The sequence below is a fragment of the Cellulosimicrobium sp. KWT-B genome (assembly GCF_002127155.1).
Lineage (GTDB): Bacteria > Actinomycetota > Actinomycetes > Actinomycetales > Cellulomonadaceae > Cellulosimicrobium > Cellulosimicrobium funkei.
Genome location: NZ_NEDO01000001.1, coordinates 946,072 through 965,504, shown reverse-complemented (window position 1 = coordinate 965,504; position 19,433 = coordinate 946,072). Strand labels below are relative to the sequence as shown.

Here is a 19,433-nt window from a genome sequence, read left to right as displayed (position 1 = left end):
GTGGGGGTCTCTCGTCGTCGTCGTCGGGAGCGGGTCCGCCGTGGACGGCGGTGCGGCGCGGGGTGCGGGTGCGGGGGTGCAGAGCGCCGGTGCCCGCCATCCTGACAGCGCTGTCTGGCAGAGTCCAGAGGTTCGGCGAAACTGCCGCGGGTGAAGCCGCGGGCGGTGGGGACGCGCAGAGGCCCGTCGGGGAGCGTGGTGGTGACCATGCTCCCCGACGGGCCTCGGGACCGCGGTGGGCGGTCGTTCGGGTCAGCCCTTGACCGAACCGGACATCAGGCCCCCGACGAAGTACTTGCCGAGGACGATGTACACGAGCAGCGTCGGGAGCGACGCGAAGAGCGCGCCGGCCATCGAGACGCCGTAGTTCTGCAGCAGCGCGCCGTTCGCGAGGTTGTTCAGCGCGAGCGTCACGGGGCCGTTCTGGCTGGAGGAGAAGAACACCGCGAAGAGGAAGTCGTTCCACGCGGACGTGAACTGCCAGATGAGCACGACCACGAAGCTCGGGATCGAGATCGGCAGGATGATCGACCAGTAGGTGCGCAGCATCCCCGCGCCGTCGACGCGCGCGGCCTCGACGAGCTCGTGCGGCACGGTCATGTAGTAGTTGCGGAAGATGAGCGTCGTGATGGGGATGCCGTAGATGACGTGCAGCAGGATCAGCGACGGCACGCCGCTCGGGATGCCCAGGCCCAGCACGAGCTGGTTGAGCGGGATCATCACGGCCTGGTACGGGATGAACATCCCGAAGAGGATGAGCGTGAAGACGATGTTCGCGCCCTTGAACGACCAGCGGGAGAGCACGAACCCGTTGAGCGACCCGAGGAAGGCCGCGATGATCGCGGACGGCACGACCATCTGCACCGTGCGCCAGATGGCGGGGGACAGCGCGGTCCACGCCGTCTGCCAGTTCTCCGTCGTCCACGTCTGCGGGAGCGACCACGCGCGCGCGGGCGACGCGTCGCCCGCGCCCTTGAAGCTCGTCACGAAGAGCACGTAGACGGGGATGAGGACGATGACGAGGAACAGCACGAGCGCCGCGTACTTGAGCGTGCGGCCGACGGAGAAGCGCTCGCGCGGCGTACGGCGCGCGGGCCCGCGCGGCGTGCCGACGACGTCGGGGGCGGGGACGGCCGGTGTCGAGGTGGTCGTCATCGCTTCTCCTGACGGTTGGTGCGGATCAGGTAGGGCACGATGACGACGGCCACGATGATCAGCAGGATCGAGCCGACGGCTGCCGCGTTGGCGTAGTCGAAGCTCGACTTGAAGACGTACATGTCGACGGCCGGAACCTTGGTCTGGTAGTTCGCGGGCTTCGAGATCGACATGATGAGGTCGAACGCCTTGAGCGACATGTGGCCGATGATGATGAGCGCCGAGAGCGCGATGGGCGAGAGCTGCGGGAACAGCACGTGGCGGTACAGCTTCCACTCGCTCGCGCCGTCCATGCGGGCGGCCTCGCGCAGCTCGTCGGGGATGCCGCGGAACCCGGCGAGGAACAGCGCCATGACGTACCCGGAGAGCTGCCAGATCGCGGGGATCGCGATGGCCGTGATGCCCCACGTGACGTTGTTCCACCAGTTGTTCTGCAGGAAGTCGAGCCCGACGATCTGGAACAGCCGGTTGAGGCCGCTCGCCTGCTCGCCCTGGTTCGAGTTGAGCAGCCAGCGCCACACGACACCGGACGCGACGAACGACACGGCCATGGGGAACAGGTAGACGGAACGGAAGATCCCCTCGCCCTTGACGGGCTTGTCGAGCATCCACGCCCACAGGAAGCCCATGAGCATCGTGCCGGCGAGGAAGACCACCGTGTAGAGCACGAGGTTCTTCAGCGAGTGCTGGAACGCCTCGCTGCCGAGGAGGGCCGTGTAGTTCTCGAACCACACGACGACCGACGGCTTCTGGCCCGTGGCCTGTGCCGCGGTGTGGTTGTCCGTGATCGACGTCTGGAAGTTCGCGCCGATCAGGCCGTAGACGAACACGCCGACGAGGATCAGCGAGGGCGCGAGCAGCAGCAGCGCTGGGCCGGCGCGTCGCAGTGACTTGAGCATGGTGGGTCTTCCCGGTCGTGGGGGCGTGGGCCGCGGCGCGGGGGAGCGCCGGCGTCCCGGGGACGTGTTCCGGCCGCGCGGGTCCGCCGCGCGCCGTCGGGACGTGCCCGACGACGCGCGGCGGCTCCGGCGGAGCGGTGTCAGCCCTGCGCGGCGGCGGCGGCGAGCTCGGACTGGTAGGTCGCGAGGTCGGATCCGCCCGACGTGAACTTGCTCGTCGCGTCGGAGATCGCGTTGAGCGTCGCGACCGGGGCGGCGGCGCCGTGCGCGAGCGAGGAGACGATCGTGTCGTTGCCGAACGACTCGATCGCCGTCTGCTGGTACTCCGAGAAGTCGGCCGGGTCGGCGTCGGTGCGAGCCGGGATGGAGCCCTTGGCCTTGTTGAACGCGACCTGGCCGTCGAGCGAGCCCACGGTCTCGAGCCACGCCTTGGCGCCGTCGGGGTGCGGGGCGCCCACGGGGAGGGTGAACGAGTCGGCGAGGAAGTCGAACACGCCGTCGGTGCCCGGGACGGGGAACGCGGTGAAGTCGGTGCCGAGCGTCTTGCCCTGCTCCTCGAACGCCGCGACGGCCCAGTCGCCCATGACGTTGAACGCGGCGTTGCCGTCGATCACCATCTGGGTCGCCTCGGGCCAGTCGAGCCCGTCACGGTCGGTGTTGGTGTAGCTCATGAGCTTCTCGAAGTCCTCGAGGGCGGCCGTGACCTCGGCGCCCTCCCAGTCGGTCGAGCCGTCCCACAGGCCGTTGTAGCCCTCGGCCCCGAGGTCCGCGAGGAGCACGGTCTCGAGGAGGTTGACCTGGGTCCAGGTCGTCGCGACCGACAGCGGCGTGACGCCCGCGGCCTTGAGCTTGTCGAGGTCCGCCATCCAGGCGTCGAGGTCCGCGTAGGTCGCGGCCGGGTCGACGCCGTTGGCCTCGAGGACCGTCGGGTTCGCCCAGACCACGTTCGCGCGGTGGATGTTCGACGGGATCGAGTAGATCGCGCCGTCGTCGGACTTGAGGCGGTCCACGAGGTCGGCCGGGAAGACGTCGGTGAGGCCGAACTCGTCGTAGAGCGAGGAGACGTCCTCGATCTGCGCGGCGTCGATGTAGTCCTGGAGCTCGGCACCGGCGTGCGCCTGGAACGTGTCCGGCGGGTCCTGCGCCTGGAGGCGGGACTGGAGGAGGTCCTTGGCGGCCGAGCCGGCGCCGCCGGCGACCGCGCCGTTGATGAACTCCACGTCGGGGTGCTGCTCCTCGAACACGCCGACCAGCGCGTCGAGACCCGCCTTCTCGGAGCCGGCGGCCCACCAGGTGAAGACCTCGACCTCGTCGCCGCCCCCCGAAGCGCCCCCGTCACCGGTGCCCCCGTCACCGGAACCACCGCCGCTGCACGCGGCGAGTGCGAGACCCACGAGGGCGGCCGTCGCCACCGTCGCGCTCGTCCTGCGATCGATTCGCATCGTGATATCCCTACGCCTTCTTCGGTCGTGGGGGACCGGCGGACGACCACGTCGCACCGGCCGGGCGCACCGGCGCGCCCTCGAACCCGAGGCCCATACAACGGCGGCCGGCGCTTGATGTCAAGAAGTGAACGCAAGCGACGCCGAATCGTGATGTTCACGTCAAGGCATGGATTCAAGGCCGAGCGCGGCTGCGGGCGGCATCATTCTGACAGCGCTGTCCGAGTCCTGTCGAGTCCTCCGCCCCGACCTGCACCGCGAGGCGCCCCACCTGGGCGCGCACCTCCCGGCGGTATCCTGGCCGACGTGCGCGCTGACCGGGTGACACCGGGCTCGCAGACTTCACTGCGTGAGGCCAACCGAGCCCGGATCGTGAGCGCCGTCCAGCAGCGTGGCTCCCTCACGCAGATCGAGCTGGCCGGCGTCACCGGGCTGTCCCCGGCCACCGTCTCCAACATCGTCAAGGAGCTCACCGGCGCGGGCGTCCTGCACACCTCGCCCTCCACGCGCAGCGGGCGGCGCGCGCTCCAGGTGACCCTCGCGCGCAACCTCGGGCTCGTCGCGGGGGTGCACTTCGGCACCCGCTCGATGCGCGTCGCGCTCGCGGACGCGTCCATGCGCGTGCTCGCCGACCAGCGCATGCCGCTCGCCCCGGACCACCGCGCCGACACCGGCCTCCAGCGCGCCGCGCTCCTCGTGGGCGAGATGGTCGCGTCGGTCGACGCGTCCCCCGAGGAGCTGCTCGCGGTCGGGGTCGGGGTGCCCGCCCCCGTGGACGTGCGCGCCGGGCGCATCGCGACCGTCGGCATGATGCGCGGCTGGGACGGCGTCGTCGTCCCCGAGCTGCTCGAGGCCGAGCTCGGCGCGCCCGTGACGGTGGACAACGACGCCAACCTCGGTGCCCTCGCCGAGACCCGGTTCGGGGCGGCCGTCGGGCACGACGCCGTCGCCTACCTGCGCGTGTCCCACGGCGTGGGCGGCGGGCTCGTCCTGGGCGGGCGCGTCGTGCACGGCCGCGCGGGCGTCGCGGGAGAGATCGGGCACGTGACGATCGACGAGAACGGCCCGGTGTGCCGGTGCGGCAACCGCGGCTGCCTCGAGATGTACGTCGGCGCGGGCGTGCTGCTGTCCATGCTCTCGGAGAGCCGCGGCCACCTCACGCTGCGCGACGTCATCGCGCGGGCCCAGGAGGGGGACCCCGGCTGCCGCCGCGTCCTGTTCGACGCCGGGCAGCACCTCGGCGTCGCGGCCGCGAACCTGTGCAACCTCGTCGACCCGGAGATCGTCGTCGTCGGCGGGCAGCTCGCCGAGGCGGGCGAGGCCCTGCTCGGCCCGCTCCGCACCGCGCTCGAGCAGCGCACGGTCCCGAGCACGGCCGGCCCGGTGCGGGTCGTCGCGTCCGAGCTCGGGTCGGCCGCCGAGGTGCGCGGCGCGCTCGCCGTCGCGCTCGACCTCGCGCGCGTGAGCGGCTCCCTGGGGGTGAGCGCATGAACGGGGACGGGGCTCACCGGGGGAGCGCCCGCCGTCGTGCGCGGGGCGCGGTGACGACGGCTGTGGCGGCCGTCGTCGTCGCGCTGCTCGCGCTCGCGGGCTGCGCGCCGCCGGAGGAGCCCGCCGGGCCGTCGGAGGGGACCATCGGGCTCCTGCTGCCCGAGGCCAAGACCGCGCGCTACGAGACGACCGACCGCCCGACCTTCGTCGGGGTGGTCGAGCGGCGCTGCCCGTCGTGCGAGGTGCTGTACGCGAACGCCGCCCAGGACGCCGCGAACCAGCAGCAGCAGGCCGAGTCGATGCTCGCGCGCGGCGCGGACGTCCTCGTGCTCGACGCGGTCGACGCGGTCGCCGCGGTGAGCGTCGTCGCCGAGGCCCAGCGCCTCGGCGTGCCCGTCATCGCCTACGATCGCTTCGTCGACGGCGCGGACTACTACGTCTCGTTCGACAACGAGCTCATCGGGTACCTCATGGGGGAGGCGCTCGTCGGCGCGGTCCTCGACCGTGCGGAGCAGGACCCGCCGGCGCAGGGCCGGCGGCCGGGCGTCCTGCTCGTCCAGGGCTCGCCGACCGACCCGAACGCCGCGGAGCTCGCCGCCGGCGCACACCGCGCGCTCGAGGGAGAGGACATCGACGTGCTCGCCGAGTACGACACGCCCGACTGGAGCCCCGACAAGGCGACCGAGTGGGTCGAGGGGCAGCTCACGCAGTACCCGGGTCGCGTCGACGGCGTCTTCGCGGCGAGCGACGGCATCGCAGGCGGCGCCATCGCCGCGATGAAGGCCGCCGGCCTCGACCCGGTGCCGCCCACGACGGGCCAGGACGGCGAGCTCGCGGCCGTCCAGCGCGTCGTCTCGGGCGACCAGTACATGACCGTCTACAAGGCCACGACGGAGCAGGCGCGCACGGCCGCCGAGCTCGCCGTGCGGGTCCTGCGCGGCGAGGACCCGCGCGCGACCGTGGTGATCGACGGCGTCCCGAGCCTCCTGCTCGCGCCGCGCGCGGTCGGCGTCGACGACGTCCGGCGCGTCCTCGTCGACGGCGGCGTCTACACGGTCGACGAGATCTGCACCCCGTCCTACGTCGACGCGTGCGTCGACGCGGGTCTCCTGGAGGCGGCACCGTGAGCGCACCCGTCCTGACCCTGCGCGGGATCTCCAAGAGCTTCGGCGGCGTCCGGGCGCTCGTCGACGTCGACGTCGAGGTGCGCGAGCACGAGGTCCTCGCCGTCGTGGGCGACAACGGCGCCGGCAAGTCGACGCTCGCGGGCGTCGTCGCGGGCGCGTTCCGCCCCGACGCGGGCGAGGTGCTGCTCGACGGCGCGCCCGTCGTGCTCGACTCGCCGGCGGCCGCGCGCCAGCACGGGATCGCGGCGGTGTTCCAGCAGCTCGCGCTCGTCGACGACCTCGACGTCGTCGAGAACGTGTTCCTCGGGCAGGAGGTCCTCCACGGGCCGTTCCTCGACGAGATCGCGATGGAGCGCGAGGCGTGGGGCCTGCTCGACCAGCTCGCCGCGACCGTCCCGTCCGTGCGGCAGCCGGTGCGCACGCTCTCGGGCGGCCAGCGGCAGGTCGTGGCCGTCGCGCGCGCCCTTCTCGGGTCGCCGCGCGTGCTCGTCCTCGACGAGCCGACGGCGGCGCTCGGCGTCCGGCAGACGGCCGAGGTGCTCAACCTCATCGAGAAGCTGCGCGAGCGCGGGCACGCCGTCGTCCTCATCAGCCACCAGGCGGGCGACCTCCAGGCCGTCGCCGACCGCATCCTCGTGCTGCGGCTCGGCCGCGTGCACGGCGAGTTCCCGGGCGACACGTCCTACGAGGACCTGCTCGCCGCGATGACCGGCGCCGTGCGCCCGGCGCGCGCGAGCGGCTCGGGCGGGGCCGAGCGCGAGCGGCGCACCGGCGGCACCGGGGCGGTGCACCGATGAGCGTCCCCGGCCGCACCTCGGGCGCGGCGCTCGACCGGCCCCTGACGGGCGCGCTGTCCGGGTCCGTCGTGCAGCAGCTGCGCGGCGCGCACCTCGGCATGCTGCCGATCGTCGCCGCGCTCGTGCTCATCTGGGTCGTGCTCGGCGCGATCAACCCGGCGTTCCTCTCCGCGGAGAACCTCGTCAACCTCACGCTCCAGAGCGCCCCCACGGGGATCATCGCGCTCGGCGTCGTGCTCGTGCTGCTCGTCGGCCAGATCGACCTGTCGGTCGGCTCGGTGAGCGGGCTCGCCGCGGCGGTGCTCGCCGTCGGGACGGTCGGGCTCGGCTGGCCGGTCGGGGTCGCGATCGTCGCGGCGCTGTCCGTCGGGGTCGTCGTCGGGCTCGGGTACGGGCTGCTCTCCACACGCCTCGGGCTCGCGTCGTTCGTCTTCACGCTCGCAGGGCTCCTGATCCTCGCGGGCGTGCAGCTGCGCGTCCTCGGCCCGAAGGGATCGATCAACCTGCCGTTCGAGTCGTGGCTCGTGCGCACGGTCCAGCAGGGCTTCCTCGCCCCCGCGGTCGCGTGGGGCCTCGTGGTCGTGGTCGTGGCGGGGTACGCCGCGCTGCGGGTGACCGACCACGTGCGCCGCGTCCGGGCGGAGCTGCCGAGCCCGGGCCTGGCCCGCGTCGCGGTCCGGACGGCGGTCCTCGCGGCGGTGCTCGTCGCGACGGTCGCGTACCTCGGGACGGCGCGCGGGATCGGCTACACCGTGGTGCTCTTCGTGGCGCTCGTGGTCGTGGTCGACGTGCTGCTGCGCCGCACGCGGTGGGGACGCTCCGTGCGCGCCGTCGGGGGCAACCGGCGCTCCGCGCTCCTCGCGGGCGTCGCGGTGCGTCGGACGGTCGTCTCGTGCTTCGTCGCGTGCTCGACGTTCGCGGCGCTCGGCGGCGTCCTCGCCGCGGGGCGGCTCGCTGCGGCGAACCAGGGGACCGGCGCGGCGGACACCTACCTGACGGCGATCGCGGCCGCGGTCATCGGCGGCACGAGCCTGTTCGGCGGGCGCGGGAGCGCGTGGTCGGCGCTGCTCGGCGTGCTCGTGCTCCAGTCCATCGCGAACGGGCTCACGCTGCTCAACCTCGACACGGCCACGCGGTACATCGTGACCGGAGCGGTCCTGCTGCTCGCTATCGTCGTCGACATGCTGATTCGTGGTCGACGGGAGGTCTGAGATGGTGATGCAGGGGGAGAGCGCGGGGACGGTCCCGCCGGGCGAGGTCGGGGTCGTGGTCCCCGACACCCCGACGGGGGCGGCCGTGGCGCGTCCGCACGGCGGACGCGGAGGCCGGCGCCCGACGCTCGCCTCCGTCGCGGAGGTCGCCGGCGTGAGCCTCAAGACGGCGTCGCGCGTCCTCAACGACGAGCCGAACGTCGCGCCGCAGACGCGCGCCAAGGTCCAGGAGGCCGCGCAGCGGCTCGGCTTCCGGCGCAACGCCGTGGCCGCGGACCTCGCGCGCGGCGGCTCGTCGCGGCTCGTCGGCTTCGTCACCGGCGACCTCGCGAACCCGTTCTACTCCGCGCTGGCCAGCGGCATCGAGCGCGAGCTCCGCCACCACGGCCTCCAGCTCATCACCACGAGCTCGGACGAGGAGCCCGAGCGCGAGCGGTCGCTCACCGAGGCGCTCGTCGAGCGCCGCGTCGGCGCGCTCGTCGTCACCCCGACGTCGACGGACCACTCGGGCCTGCGCCGCGAGCTCGAGGACGGCCTGCCGGTCGTGTTCATCGACCGCCCCGCGCGCGGCGTCGAGGCGGACACGGTCGTCATCGACAACCGCGGCGGAGTGCGCGACGCCGTGACGCACCTCCTCGCGCACGGGCACCGCCGGATCGCGCTCGTGGGCGACGTGTCGCGCCTGTGGACGTTCCAGGAGCGTCGCGACGAGTTCGTCGCGACGCTGCGGGCCGCGGGCGTCGAGGACCCGGGCCGGTACGTGCGGGACGGCGCCCACGACGCCGACCTCGCGCGAGTGTTCGTCGCGGACCTCCTGGCGCTGCCCGAGCCCCCGACGGCGTTCGTCACGGCGAACAACAAGATCACGGTCGGCGCGCTCCACGCCCTGCGCGACCGCGAGTCGTCGGGCGGGGCGGCGGACGTCGCGCTCGTCGGCTTCGACGACTTCGAGCTCGCGGACCTGCTGCACGTGACGGTCGTGGGGTACGACGTCGTCGAGATGGGCCGGCAGGCGGCGGCGCTCGCGGTGTCCCGTGCCGAGAACCCGGAGCTCGCCCCGCGGCTCGTCGTGGTGCCGACGCGGCTCGTCGTCCGCGGCACGGGGGAGGTCCCCGGCCCCGCGGCCTAGGCGTGGCCGCGGTGCTCGTGCGCGTGCCGGTGCGAGCGCGGTCGTGCTGATGGCGTCCGACGTTCTCGGCGGTCGAGCGGGTGGCGCGAAAGTCACGCCGAGCGTGACTTTCGCGCCAGGGGGTCCTCTCGTCCGCACCCTCCCGGCGGGGCCCTGGCCGCGTTGACAAAGCCCGGAAGCGACGCATAGGTTCAGGTCGCCCCTGACAACGCTTCCCCCCTGCGCGTTGTCAGGGGCACCCCTGCAGCCTGACAGCGCTGTCAGACGATCGAAGGAGATCGCGGCATGACCAGACCACTCCCGTCCGGACGCGCGGTCGCGCGGTCCGGCAGCGGCCGCGCCCGGCCTCTCGGCCTCGTGCTCGCCGCCGCTCTCGCCGTCCCGCTCGGAGTGCCTCTCGCGGCCCCCGCGGGAGCCCTCGCCGCCGCTCCCGCCGCGGCCGCGGAGCCTGGCGACTTCTCGTCGTCGTTCGAGTCCGGCGACCCGGCGGCGCTGCCCACCACGGTGGCCGAGCGCGACGGCGCGCCCTGGCAGGCGAACGTCGGCTCGTTCACGGCCGGCCTGCCCGGGAGCGTCCTCGGGCAGCTGAAGGGCGTCACGGCGAGCGCGCAGAACCTGCCCAACGAGGGCGCGGCGAACCTCGCCGACGGCAGCTCGGGCACCAAGTGGCTCGCGTTCGCGTCGACCGGCTGGGTCCGGTACGAGTTCGCCGAGCCCGTCTCGTTCGTCGCGTACACGATGACCTCCGGCGACGACGCCGCCGGTCGCGACCCGAAGACCTGGACGGTCGAGGGGTCGAACGACGGGTCCACGTGGACCGCGCTCGACCGGCGGACGGACGAGGACTTCCCGAACCGCCAGCAGACGCGCACGTTCGAGCTCGAGGCGCCCACCGCGGCGTACACGTACCTGCGCCTCAACGTCACGGCGAACTCGGGCGACTCCATCGTCCAGCTCGCCGGGTGGGACCTCTCGGCCGACCTGAGCGCCGGCCCGTCCGCGGCCCCCATGACGACGAAGGTCGGCACCGGGCCGCGGGTCAACTTCACCAACAAGGCGGGCGTCGGGTTCTCCGGCCTGCACTCGCTCCGGTACGACGGCTCGCACCTCGCCGACGGCGAGACCTACGCGACGAACGTGCTCTACGACGACGTGGACGTCGTCGTCGGCGAGGACACGCGCCTGAGCTACACGATCTTCCCCGAGCTGCTCGACGACCTGCAGTACCCGTCGACGTACGCGGCGGTGGACGTCCTGTTCACCGATGGGACCTACCTGTCCGACCTCGGCGCGCGCGACGCGCACGAGACGGTCGCGACCGCGCAGGCGCAGGGCGAGGGCAAGATCCTCTACGCCGACCAGTGGAACTCCGTGCGGGTCGACCTCGGCGACGTCGCCGCGGGCAAGACCGTGGACCAGGTGCTGCTCGGGTACGACAACCCGGGCGGTCACGCCGGGACGAAGTTCGCGGGCTGGCTCGACGACGTCGCGATCACGGCGGAGCCGGCCACGATCGACGGGTCGAGCCTCGCCAACTACGTGGACACGCGCCGCGGCACGCTCGCGTCGGGCAGCTTCTCGCGCGGGAACAACATCCCCGCGACGGCGACGCCCAACGGGTTCAACTTCTGGACGCCGTACACGAACGCCTCCTCGCAGAGCTGGCTGTACGAGTACCACAAGGCCAACAACGCCAACAACAAGCCCGTCCTCCAGGGCTTCGGGATCTCGCACGAGCCGAGCCCGTGGATGGGCGACCGCAACCAGCTGACGTTCCTCCCGTCGACGGCGTCGGGGACGCCCGACGCCACGCTCTCGACGCGCGGCCTCGAGTTCGACCACGCCGACGAGACGGCGCGGCCCGACTACTACGGGGTGACGTTCACCAACGGGTCCGCGATCGAGGCGACGCCCACCGACCACGGCGCGGTGCTCCGCTTCAGCTACCCCGGAGCCAAGGGCCACGTGCTCGTGGACAAGGTGGACGGCTCGTCCAAGCTCACGTACGACCAGGCCACGGGCACGATCTCCGGCTGGGTCGAGAACGGCTCGGGCCTGTCCGTGGGCCGCACGCGCATGTTCGTCGCCGGCACCTTCGACCGTAGTCCGACGGCGGTCGGGACGGCGGCGGGCAACCGTGCGGACGCGCGCTTCGCGACGTTCGACACGTCGTCCGACAAGACGGTCGAGCTGCGCGTCGCGACGTCGTTCATCAGCCTCGACCAGGCGCGCAAGAACCTCGACCTGGAGGTGACCGGCAAGACCTTCACGGAGGTCAAGGCCGCCGCCGCGCAGGCGTGGAACGACCGCCTGGGGGTCATCGAGGTCGAGGGCGCGAGCGAGGACCAGCTCGTCACGCTGTACTCCAACCTCTACCGCCTCAACCTGTACCCGAACTCGCAGTTCGAGAACACGGGCACGGCGCAGGAGCCGGTCTACAAGTACGCGAGCCCGGTCTCCGCGACCACGGGCTCCGCGACGGACACGCAGACCAACGCGAAGATCGTCGACGGCAAGATCTACGTGAACAACGGGTTCTGGGACACGTACCGCACGGCCTGGCCGGCGTACTCGCTCCTCTACCCGGAGCTCGCGGCCGAGCTGGTCGACGGGTTCGTCCAGCAGTACCGCGACGGCGGCTGGATCGCGCGCTGGTCCTCGCCGGGCTACGCCGACCTCATGACGGGCACGAGCTCCGACGTGGCGTTCGCGGACGCGTACCTCAAGGGGTCGCTCCCCACGGGCACGGCGCTCGAGGCGTACGACGCCGCGCTGCGCAACGCGACCGTCGCGCCGCCGAGCAACGCCGTGGGCCGCAAGGGCCTGCAGACGTCGCCGTTCCTCGGGTTCACGCCGGAGTCCACGCACGAGTCCGTGTCGTGGGGCCTGGAGGGCCTGGTCAACGACTTCGGCATCGGCAACATGGCCGCCGCCCTGGCGGAGGACCCGGCGACGCCGGACGAGCGCCGCGAGACGCTGCGCGAGGAGTCCGCGTACTTCCTCGAGCGGGCCACGCACTACGTCGAGCTGTTCGACCCCGAGGTCGACTTCTTCGTGCCGCGGCACGAGGACGGCACGTGGGCCGTCGACCCCGAGACGTACGACCCGGAGGCCTGGGGCGGCGGGTACACCGAGACGAACGGCTGGAACTTCGCGTTCCACGCCCCGCAGGACGGCCAGGGCCTCGCCAACCTCTACGGCGGCAAGCAGGGCCTCGAGGACAAGCTCGACGAGTTCTTCTCCACGCCGGAGAAGGGCGCCGGCAACGGCGGCATCCACGAGCAGCGCGAGGCGCGCGACGTCCGCATGGGCCAGTGGGGCATGAGCAACCAGGTGTCGCACCACATCCCGTGGCTCTACGACGCCGCGGGCGCACCGTCGAAGGCCCAGGAGAAGGTGCGCGAGGTCACCCGCCGCCTCTTCGTGGGCAGCGAGATCGGCCAGGGCTACCCGGGCGACGAGGACAACGGCGAGATGTCGTCGTGGTGGATCTTCGCCTCGCTCGGCTTCTACCCGCTCCAGGTCGGCTCGGACCAGTACGCGGTCGGCTCGCCGCTGTTCGACAAGGCGACCGTGCACCTGCCGGACGGCGACCTCGTCGTCAACGCCGAGAACAACTCGGTCGACAACGTCTACGTGCAGTCCCTCGCGGTGGACGGCGAGGCCCGCACCTCGACGTCGCTCTCGCAGGCCGACCTCTCGGGCGGCGCGACGCTGGACTTCGTCATGGGTCCGGAGCCGTCGGACTGGGGCACGGGCGAGGACGACGCCCCGCCGTCGCTCACCGAGGGCGACGAGCCCCCGGCGCCGGTGCAGGACGCGACGACGGCGGGCCTCGGCACGACGACCGTCGCCGACGGCGACGCGACCACGAGCGCCGCGGCGCTCACGGACAACACGTCCGGGACGCGCACGACGTTCGCCACCACGACGCCGTCGATCACGTGGGCGGGCAACGGCATCCGCCCGACCGTCGGGTCGTACACGCTGACCTCCGGGGCGAGCGGGACGGCGTCGCCGTCCGCGTGGACCCTCGAGGGCTCCGACGACGGCGAGACGTGGACGACGCTCGACGAGCGGTCCGGCGAGCAGTTCCGCTGGGCCCTCCAGACGCGGCCGTTCACGGTCGCCGAGCCGACGGCGTTCGCGCGGTACCGGGTCACGGTCACCGCGACGTCGGGCTCCGGCGCGCTGTCGCTCGCCGAGGTCGAGCTCCTCGCCGACCCGAAGGAGTCGGGGGCCGAGGAGCTCACCCTCTCGGCCGCGCCGGACCGTGACGGCGTCACGGGCCGCGAGGTCTCGGGCTCGTTCGCGACCCTCACCGGGGTCGAGGGCGACGTCGCGGCGCTCGACGTGCAGGTCGCGTTCGGCGACGGCTCCGAGCCGGTCGCAGGCACGCTGCGGGCGGGCGCGTTCGGCGGGTACGCGGTGGACGCCGCGCACACGTGGACCGCACCCGGCGTCTACCCCGTGACCGTCACGGTCTCGGGCGAGGGGATCGAGACCGTCTCGGCCTCCTCGTACGTCAGCGTCTCGCTCCTGCGCGAGGGCTCGCTGCTCGCCGCGTACGACAACGTCTGCATCGGCGACGCCGGGACGACGGTCGGCTCGTGCGACGGCCAGGGCGTGTTCTTCGACCGGGCGCAGCTCGCGGCGAAGGGCTTCGTCCAGGGCGAGCGCGCGACGGTGCCGGGCACGGACCTCGCGTTCGACGTCCCGGCGGTCCCCGCCGGGCAGCCGGACAACGCCACGGGCGACGGGCAGACCATCGAGCTCGACGTCCCCGCGGACGCGGAGCAGCTCTCGGTGATCGGCACGGGCACGGAGAAGAACCAGCAGGCCACCGGCACGCTGACCTTCGACGACGGCTCGACCCAGCCGATCGACCTGAGCTTCGGCGACTGGTCGGGCGCGGCCCGCAACCCCGTGTTCGGCAACATCCCCGTCGCGGTGACGGACAGCCGTCTCCGTGGCGGCAGCCCGCAGACCGGCACTCCCGCCGCGTTCTTCGCGACGGCGCCGATCACCCTCCCCGAGGGCAAGCGGCCCGTGAGCCTCACGCTCCCGGACCAGCCGGGCGAGCTCTCGCGCGACGGCCGCATCCACGTGGTCGCGGTCGCGCACGACGGCACCTTCGCCGAGCACCCCGCGCTCGAGGTCACGGCCGCGGAGGGCGTGACGCTCGCCGTCGGGCAGACCACGGACGTCGCGCTCGCGCAGGTGGCGGGCGGACGCGAGGGCGCCGACCTCCGGGCGGCGGTCACGTGGGGCGACGGTTCCGACGTCGCGGCCGGCACGGTGGCCGACGGGTCGGTCTCCGGCTCGCACGCCTACACGGCGGCCGGGACGTACACGGCGTACGTCGTGGTCGACGACGGCTGGACCAGCCAGGTGGTCGAGGTCCCCGTGACCGTGACCGAGGCGGAGCCGGCGCTCGCCGTCGACGTCACGGTGAGCACCCGCTGCCTCGCCGGCAAGGCGTACGTCGCGGTCCGCGCCGAGAACGGCGAGGACGTGCCGCTCGCGATCCGGCTCGTCACGCCGTTCGGCACCAAGGAGGTCGCGGCCGTCGCGCCGGGCGCCAACGCCTACCAGTCGTTCGCGACGCGGGCCACGGCGGTCGAGGCCGGCACCGTCACCGTCGAGGCGACGCGCGGCACCGGCGACGAGGAGGTGACGGCGTCGATCCAGGCCGACTACGCCGCCGTGACCTGCGGCTGAACCCCTGAGCCCGCCCCGCCCCGCGTCCGACCGGGGTGGGGCAGGCATGCACCACCGGCGGTGCCCCGGGATGATCGTCCCGGGGCACCGCGCCGTACGGGCACCGCGCCCGGTGCGGCGCCACGCACCCAGCACGAGAAGGACCGAGAGATGACCGAGCACCCGACCGAGCAGCCCACGCCTGCGACCGACCTGCGGGGCTGGCGTCGCGAGCAGCTCGCCGACCTGCTGCGCTTCGGCGAGGCGTCGCTGCGCGCGGACGGCGCCGCGCAGTGGCTCGACGACGACGGGCGCCCCGACCTGTCGCAACCGGTGCACACGTGGATCACGTCGCGCATGGCGCACGTCTACGCGTTCGCGTCGCTCCTCGGCGTGCCGGGCGCGGGGGAGCGGGCCGACGCCGCGCTCCACGGGCTGCGGGCGGTGCTCGTGGACGCCGAGAACGGCGGCTGGGTCTCGTCGCGCGGCCCCGCGCGGCGCCCGGGCGACGGCCACGACCCGGCGGCGGGCGAGGCCGTCCCGGTGGACGGGACGAAGAGCGCCTACGCGCACGCGTTCGTGGTGCTCGCCGCAGCGTCGGGCACGATCGCGGGCCGCGAGGGCGCGCGCGAGCTGCTCGACGCGGCGCTCGCCGTGCTCGACGAGCGGTTCTGGGAGCCCGGGTCGCGGATGCACGCCGACGAGTGGTCGCGCGACTGGACCGTGCTCGACGAGTACCGCGGCGTCAACGCGAACATGCACTCCGTCGAGGCGCTCCTCGCCGCGCACGACGCGACCGGCGACCCCGAGTGGCTCGCGCGCGCGGCGTCGGTCGCGGACCGCGTCGTGGGGTGGGCGCGCGAGAACGACTGGCGCATTCCCGAGCACTTCGACGCCGGCTGGAACCCCCTGCCGGACTACAACGCGGACCGCCCCCGCGACCCCTTCAAGCCGTACGGGTCGACGCCGGGCCACGGCCTGGAGTGGGCGCGCCTGCTGCTCCAGGTCGACGTCGCGGCCGGAACGCCCGGCGCGCGCACCGACGCCGCGGTCGCCCTCTTCGACCGGGCCGTCGCGGACGGCTGGGACGGCGAGCACGGCGGCGGCTTCGTGTACACGGTCGACTGGTCGGGCACGCCGGTCGAGCCCCGGCGCTACCACTGGGTCGCCGCCGAGGCCGTCGCGGCCGCCGACGTGCTGGGCCGCGTCACGGGCGACCCCCGGTTCGCCGAGGCCGCCGCGGGCTGGTGGGAGTGGATCGACGAGCACCTCGTCGACCACGAGCGCGGGTCGTGGCACCACGAGCTCGACACCGCCAACCGGCCCGACGGCGTCACGTGGGTCGGCAAGCCCGACGTCTACCACGCGGCCCAGGCCGTGATCCTGCCCGACCTGCCGCTCACCGGCTCCCTCGCCGCCTCGGCCAAGGCCGCGGGCAGCATCCTGGGCTGACGCCCGGGCCTCCGACCGCCGAGGCCGGGGTCGCGCGCCACGTCACCGTCGCCGTGGCGCGCGACCTCGGGCTCGGCGACGACACCCCCATCAAGAGTCGTCTTCTTGATGGGGGTTCCGTGTTCGTCGGGAGCGTCCCGTGGCACGCCCGCACGCCCTTCGCCGCGCGTGACGTCGCCACCGAGGGCGATCTGCGCCTGTCCCGGGTGTGGACGGCAGACGATCTGCTCGCGGCATGGCCGTGACCAAGCGCGTCGTCCCTGTGGCCCACGACGACGAGAGCCCCGCACCGGACCGGTGCGGGGCTCTCGCAGGCTGAGCGGGTGACGGGAATCGAACCCGCGCTATCAGCTTGGGAAGCTGAAGTTCTACCATTGAACTACACCCGCGCGGCGCCGGTGGCGTCCGCCCCGGGCCCTCTGGGAGGATCCTCGGCGAACCAGCGCGCGACCCGATCATAGCGGACGACGCCGGTGATGCCAGAACCGCCCGCACCACGACCAGTCCCGCGCCGACGAGCGGCGCGCCGCCCGAGGAGCCGCCTTGTCCGAGAACCCGTACCAGCAGCAGCCCGACCCGTCGCAGGGGAGCACCGCCCCCGGTGACCCGGTCTACGGCGGCTCCGCCACGCCGTCGGGCCCGACGCCGGGCTACGGCCAGCAGCCCGGGGCCGGTGACGCGTACGGCCAGCAGGCGTACGGGACGCCCGGCGCCCCCGGCTACGGCCAGCAGGCGCCCGAGCAGGGCTACGGCTCCGCCCCGCAGCAGGGCTACGCCCAGCAGCCGGGCTACGCGCAGCCGGGCGCCTACGGCCAGCCCGGCGCGTACGGCCAGCCCGGCTACGACCCGGCGTACGACCCGCAGGCGAAGTCGCGTCTCGCCGCGGGCCTGCTGGGCATCCTCGTCGGCAGCCTCGGCATCCACCGCTTCTACCTCGGGTACACCGGCATCGGCCTGACGATGCTGCTCGTGTCGGTGCTGTCCTTCGGGTTCGCGGCGCCGGTCATCGCGATCTGGGGCCTGGTCGAGGGCATCCTCTACCTGACCTCGAAGACGGGCTACTACTCCGTGGACTCGACGGGCCGTCCGCTGCGCGCCTGACCTCCCGTCCGCGGGCGGGGGCCGCGCCGCCTCGACGACGAGCCGGCGCGGCCCCGCGCCCGACGGCGCCCGGCCCGCGCTGATCCAGGGCGCCGGTCGGGGGCGCCGGTCCAGGGCGCCGATCCACGGTGCGGAGCCCGGTCCGGGCACGCTCCGGCGTCGGCTAGCGTGGGCCCGTGCTGCTCTCCGACCGCGACATCCGGGCCGAGCTCGACGCCGGCCGCGTCCAGCTCGAGCCGTACGACCCTTCGATGCTCCAGCCGTCGAGCATCGACGTGCGCCTCGACCGGTTCTTCCGGCTGTTCGACAACCACAAGTACCCGTTCATCGACCCGTCGCAGGACCAGCCCGACCTCACGCGGCTCGTCGAGGTCGACCCGGCCGAGCCGTTCGTGCTCCACCCCGGGGAGTTCGTGCTCGGGTCCACGTTCGAGACGGTCACGCTGCCCGACGACGTGGCGGCGCGCCTCGAGGGCAAGTCGAGCCTGGGCCGTCTGGGCCTCCTCACGCACTCCACGGCGGGGTTCATCGACCCGGGCTTCTCCGGGCACGTGACGCTCGAGCTGAGCAACGTGGCGACGCTGCCGATCACGCTGTGGCCGGGTATGAAGATCGGCCAGCTGTGCTTCTTCCGGCTGTCCTCGCCCGCCGACAACCCGTACGGCTCCAGCGTCTACGGCTCCCGCTACCAGGGCCAGCGCGGCCCGACGGCCTCCCGCTCGTGGCAGAACTTCCACCGCACCGACGTCTGAGCGCGGCCCGCCGCGTCGGACGCCGCTCGACCCCGCAGGACCCGAGGACCGGAGGACCGCACCGCATGAGCCCGCTCCCTCCCCTGCCGCACCCCGCCGGGCCCGGGGCCGCGCAGTCCTACCAGGCGCGGCACGTGCTGGGGCTGCCCGCCGACGTCCTCGTGGACGAGGTCGAGACGCTCGCGCTCTCGCGGTTCGCGGGCGCCCGCTGGGACGTCGCGCCGGAGGGCACCGAGCCCCTCGTGCCGCCCGCGCGGACCGCGCGGCCGGGCGAGCCGGGCGTCCTGCGCACGTCGCGCCACACGACGCTCACCGGCCCGTACGCGGGCCCCGGCTCCGGCGTGCCGGGCGCCGCGCTCGTGTTCGACGTCGTCTGCCCCCGCGAGCGCGGGGACGTCCCCTACCCGGGCGGCGGGGACCGGGACGGCGTCGGGCGAGCGTTCCCCGGCGGCCTGCCGGTCCGGGAGGAGGAGCGCGTGGTCGCGTTCCTCGTCGCGGCGGCGCGCCGCCTCGGCGGGTCGGTCCGGACCGACGTCGGCAACCCGGCGGGGGCGGGCGTCGTCCTCACGCCCGACCCGGGCGTCGCCGTCGACATGACGCTGTACTCGGACGTGTGGCTCGACCCGCACGCCGCGCTCGCGCTCGTCGGCCGGCTCCACCCCCGCACGCGGCTCGCGACGGAGGGCAAGCCGTACGAGGGGCCGCCGAAGGGCATCGCGGAGCTGCCGCTCTACCCGGGCGAGAAGATGGACCCCGAGCTGCGGCGCGCGCTGCACGCCGCGGCGGACGACGTCGACATCAAGGCGCTGACCACCGGTGCGGTGCTCGACGGGTACGGCCTCCTCGTCGACCTGGGCATGGACGGGCTCGTCGCGGTCGAGGTCGGCGGCGAGGAGGCGCTGCCCCTCCTGCTGCGCGGGCTGCCGTGGACGGTGGGCGGCGCCGTGAGCTACCGCGTGCGCTGGGAGCCGCAGGACCTCGCGGAGTCCCAGCGGGAGCAGCCCTCGCTGGAGCACCAGATCGCGCGCAAGCGCGCCGCGGAGGTGGTCACGCAGGTCACGCGGACGCTGCACCAGGCGGTCGGCGGGGAGATCGCGGACGAGGCGGAGTTCCTCGTGGACCCCGAGGATCTGTGACGGCCGACTGAGGAATCGGTCACGGACGGGGCTACGGGCGC

General features: G+C 73.6%; 14 protein-coding genes and 1 tRNA gene. 11 read left to right on the top strand and 4 right to left on the bottom strand.

Annotation, left to right across the window (positions count from 1 at the left end):
* Positions 1 to 252: 252 nt before the first annotated feature.
* The 3 genes from B9L22_RS04190 to B9L22_RS04180 all read right to left on the bottom strand — a co-directional run bounded on the left by B9L22_RS04190 (position 253) and on the right by B9L22_RS04180 (position 3,496).
* A complete protein-coding gene (locus B9L22_RS04190) occupies positions 253 to 1,155 on the bottom strand; it encodes a carbohydrate ABC transporter permease (RefSeq protein WP_086149305.1) in 903 nt (300 codons plus the stop codon).
* Entirely contained in the window at positions 1,152 to 2,054 is a 903-nt protein-coding gene (locus tag B9L22_RS04185; protein ID WP_061267180.1) for a carbohydrate ABC transporter permease, read from the bottom strand. Before B9L22_RS04185 ends, B9L22_RS04190 begins: the two co-directional genes overlap by 4 nt.
* A 140-nt stretch (positions 2,055 to 2,194) precedes the next feature.
* Positions 2,195 to 3,496, bottom strand: coding sequence for an ABC transporter substrate-binding protein (locus B9L22_RS04180; RefSeq protein WP_021482622.1), 1,302 nt, complete (start codon positions 3,494 to 3,496; stop codon positions 2,195 to 2,197).
* Between the two features lie 372 nt (positions 3,497 to 3,868).
* On the opposite strand from B9L22_RS04180, the gene B9L22_RS04175 reads away from it, so the two are divergent.
* The 8 genes from B9L22_RS04175 (at position 3,869) to B9L22_RS04140 (ending at position 16,648) form a co-directional block, all read left to right on the top strand.
* Positions 3,869 to 4,987 carry an ROK family transcriptional regulator gene (locus B9L22_RS04175; RefSeq protein WP_081895839.1) on the top strand — a complete coding sequence of 373 codons (1,119 nt, stop codon included), beginning with the start codon at positions 3,869 to 3,871 and terminating at the stop codon, positions 4,985 to 4,987.
* A gap of 50 nt (positions 4,988 to 5,037) precedes the next feature.
* Positions 5,038 to 6,114 carry a substrate-binding domain-containing protein gene (locus B9L22_RS04170; protein WP_233139719.1) on the top strand — a complete coding sequence of 359 codons (1,077 nt, stop codon included), beginning with the start codon at positions 5,038 to 5,040 and terminating at the stop codon, positions 6,112 to 6,114.
* The gene (locus tag B9L22_RS04165) at positions 6,111 to 6,911 is read left to right on the top strand and encodes an ATP-binding cassette domain-containing protein (RefSeq protein WP_086149302.1); all 801 of its coding nucleotides are present in this window, start codon (positions 6,111 to 6,113) and stop codon (positions 6,909 to 6,911) included. The genes B9L22_RS04170 and B9L22_RS04165 overlap by 4 nt, the downstream gene beginning before the upstream one ends.
* The gene (locus B9L22_RS04160) at positions 6,908 to 8,122 is read left to right on the top strand and encodes a sugar ABC transporter permease (RefSeq protein ID WP_086149301.1); all 1,215 of its coding nucleotides are present in this window, start codon (positions 6,908 to 6,910) and stop codon (positions 8,120 to 8,122) included. Before B9L22_RS04165 ends, B9L22_RS04160 begins: the two co-directional genes overlap by 4 nt.
* A 1-nt stretch (position 8,123) precedes the next feature.
* Positions 8,124 to 9,251, top strand: coding sequence for a LacI family DNA-binding transcriptional regulator (locus B9L22_RS04155; protein ID WP_198947193.1), 1,128 nt, complete (start codon positions 8,124 to 8,126; stop codon positions 9,249 to 9,251).
* Between the two features lie 285 nt (positions 9,252 to 9,536).
* Entirely contained in the window at positions 9,537 to 14,972 is a 5,436-nt protein-coding gene (locus B9L22_RS04150) for a GH92 family glycosyl hydrolase (RefSeq protein ID WP_086149300.1), read from the top strand.
* Positions 14,973 to 15,122: 150 nt separating this feature from the next.
* A complete protein-coding gene (locus tag B9L22_RS04145; protein WP_086149299.1) occupies positions 15,123 to 16,403 on the top strand; it encodes an AGE family epimerase/isomerase in 1,281 nt (426 codons plus the stop codon).
* A 53-nt stretch (positions 16,404 to 16,456) separates the two neighbouring features.
* Complete coding sequence (locus tag B9L22_RS04140) at positions 16,457 to 16,648, top strand: hypothetical protein (protein WP_086149298.1); 192 nt, start codon at positions 16,457 to 16,459, stop codon at positions 16,646 to 16,648.
* Positions 16,649 to 16,721: 73 nt separating this feature from the next.
* On the opposite strand, the gene B9L22_RS04135 is transcribed toward B9L22_RS04140, so the two are convergent.
* A tRNA-Gly gene (locus B9L22_RS04135) sits at positions 16,722 to 16,792 on the bottom strand.
* A 154-nt stretch (positions 16,793 to 16,946) separates the two neighbouring features.
* Here B9L22_RS04135 and B9L22_RS04130 point away from each other — a divergent pair.
* The 3 genes from B9L22_RS04130 (at position 16,947) to B9L22_RS04120 (ending at position 19,392) form a co-directional block, all read left to right on the top strand.
* Entirely contained in the window at positions 16,947 to 17,504 is a 558-nt protein-coding gene (locus B9L22_RS04130; protein WP_086149297.1) for a TM2 domain-containing protein, read from the top strand.
* Positions 17,505 to 17,680: 176 nt separating this feature from the next.
* Positions 17,681 to 18,256, top strand: a complete 576-nt coding sequence (dcd, locus tag B9L22_RS04125; RefSeq protein WP_086149296.1) for a dCTP deaminase — start codon at positions 17,681 to 17,683, stop codon at positions 18,254 to 18,256.
* Between the two features lie 65 nt (positions 18,257 to 18,321).
* The gene (locus B9L22_RS04120) at positions 18,322 to 19,392 is read left to right on the top strand and encodes a hypothetical protein (RefSeq protein WP_086149295.1); all 1,071 of its coding nucleotides are present in this window, start codon (positions 18,322 to 18,324) and stop codon (positions 19,390 to 19,392) included.
* Positions 19,393 to 19,433: the final 41 nt, after the last annotated feature.

What these genes read in the sequence shown, in the direction of transcription:
- B9L22_RS04150 (WP_086149300.1), top strand. Translation starts at nt 9,537, where the DNA reads ATGACCAGACCACTCCCGTCCGGACGCGCGGTCGCGCGGTCCGGCAGC.
- B9L22_RS04190 (WP_086149305.1), bottom strand. Translation starts at nt 1,155, where the DNA reads ATGACGACCACCTCGACACCGGCCGTCCCCGCCCCCGACGTCGTCGGC.
- B9L22_RS04185 (WP_061267180.1), bottom strand. Translation starts at nt 2,054, where the DNA reads ATGCTCAAGTCACTGCGACGCGCCGGCCCAGCGCTGCTGCTGCTCGCG.
- B9L22_RS04120 (WP_086149295.1), top strand. Translation starts at nt 18,322, where the DNA reads ATGAGCCCGCTCCCTCCCCTGCCGCACCCCGCCGGGCCCGGGGCCGCG.
- B9L22_RS04145 (WP_086149299.1), top strand. Translation starts at nt 15,123, where the DNA reads ATGACCGAGCACCCGACCGAGCAGCCCACGCCTGCGACCGACCTGCGG.
- B9L22_RS04160 (WP_086149301.1), top strand. Translation starts at nt 6,908, where the DNA reads ATGAGCGTCCCCGGCCGCACCTCGGGCGCGGCGCTCGACCGGCCCCTG.
- B9L22_RS04155 (WP_198947193.1), top strand. Translation starts at nt 8,124, where the DNA reads ATGGTGATGCAGGGGGAGAGCGCGGGGACGGTCCCGCCGGGCGAGGTC.
- B9L22_RS04180 (WP_021482622.1), bottom strand. Translation starts at nt 3,496, where the DNA reads ATGCGAATCGATCGCAGGACGAGCGCGACGGTGGCGACGGCCGCCCTC.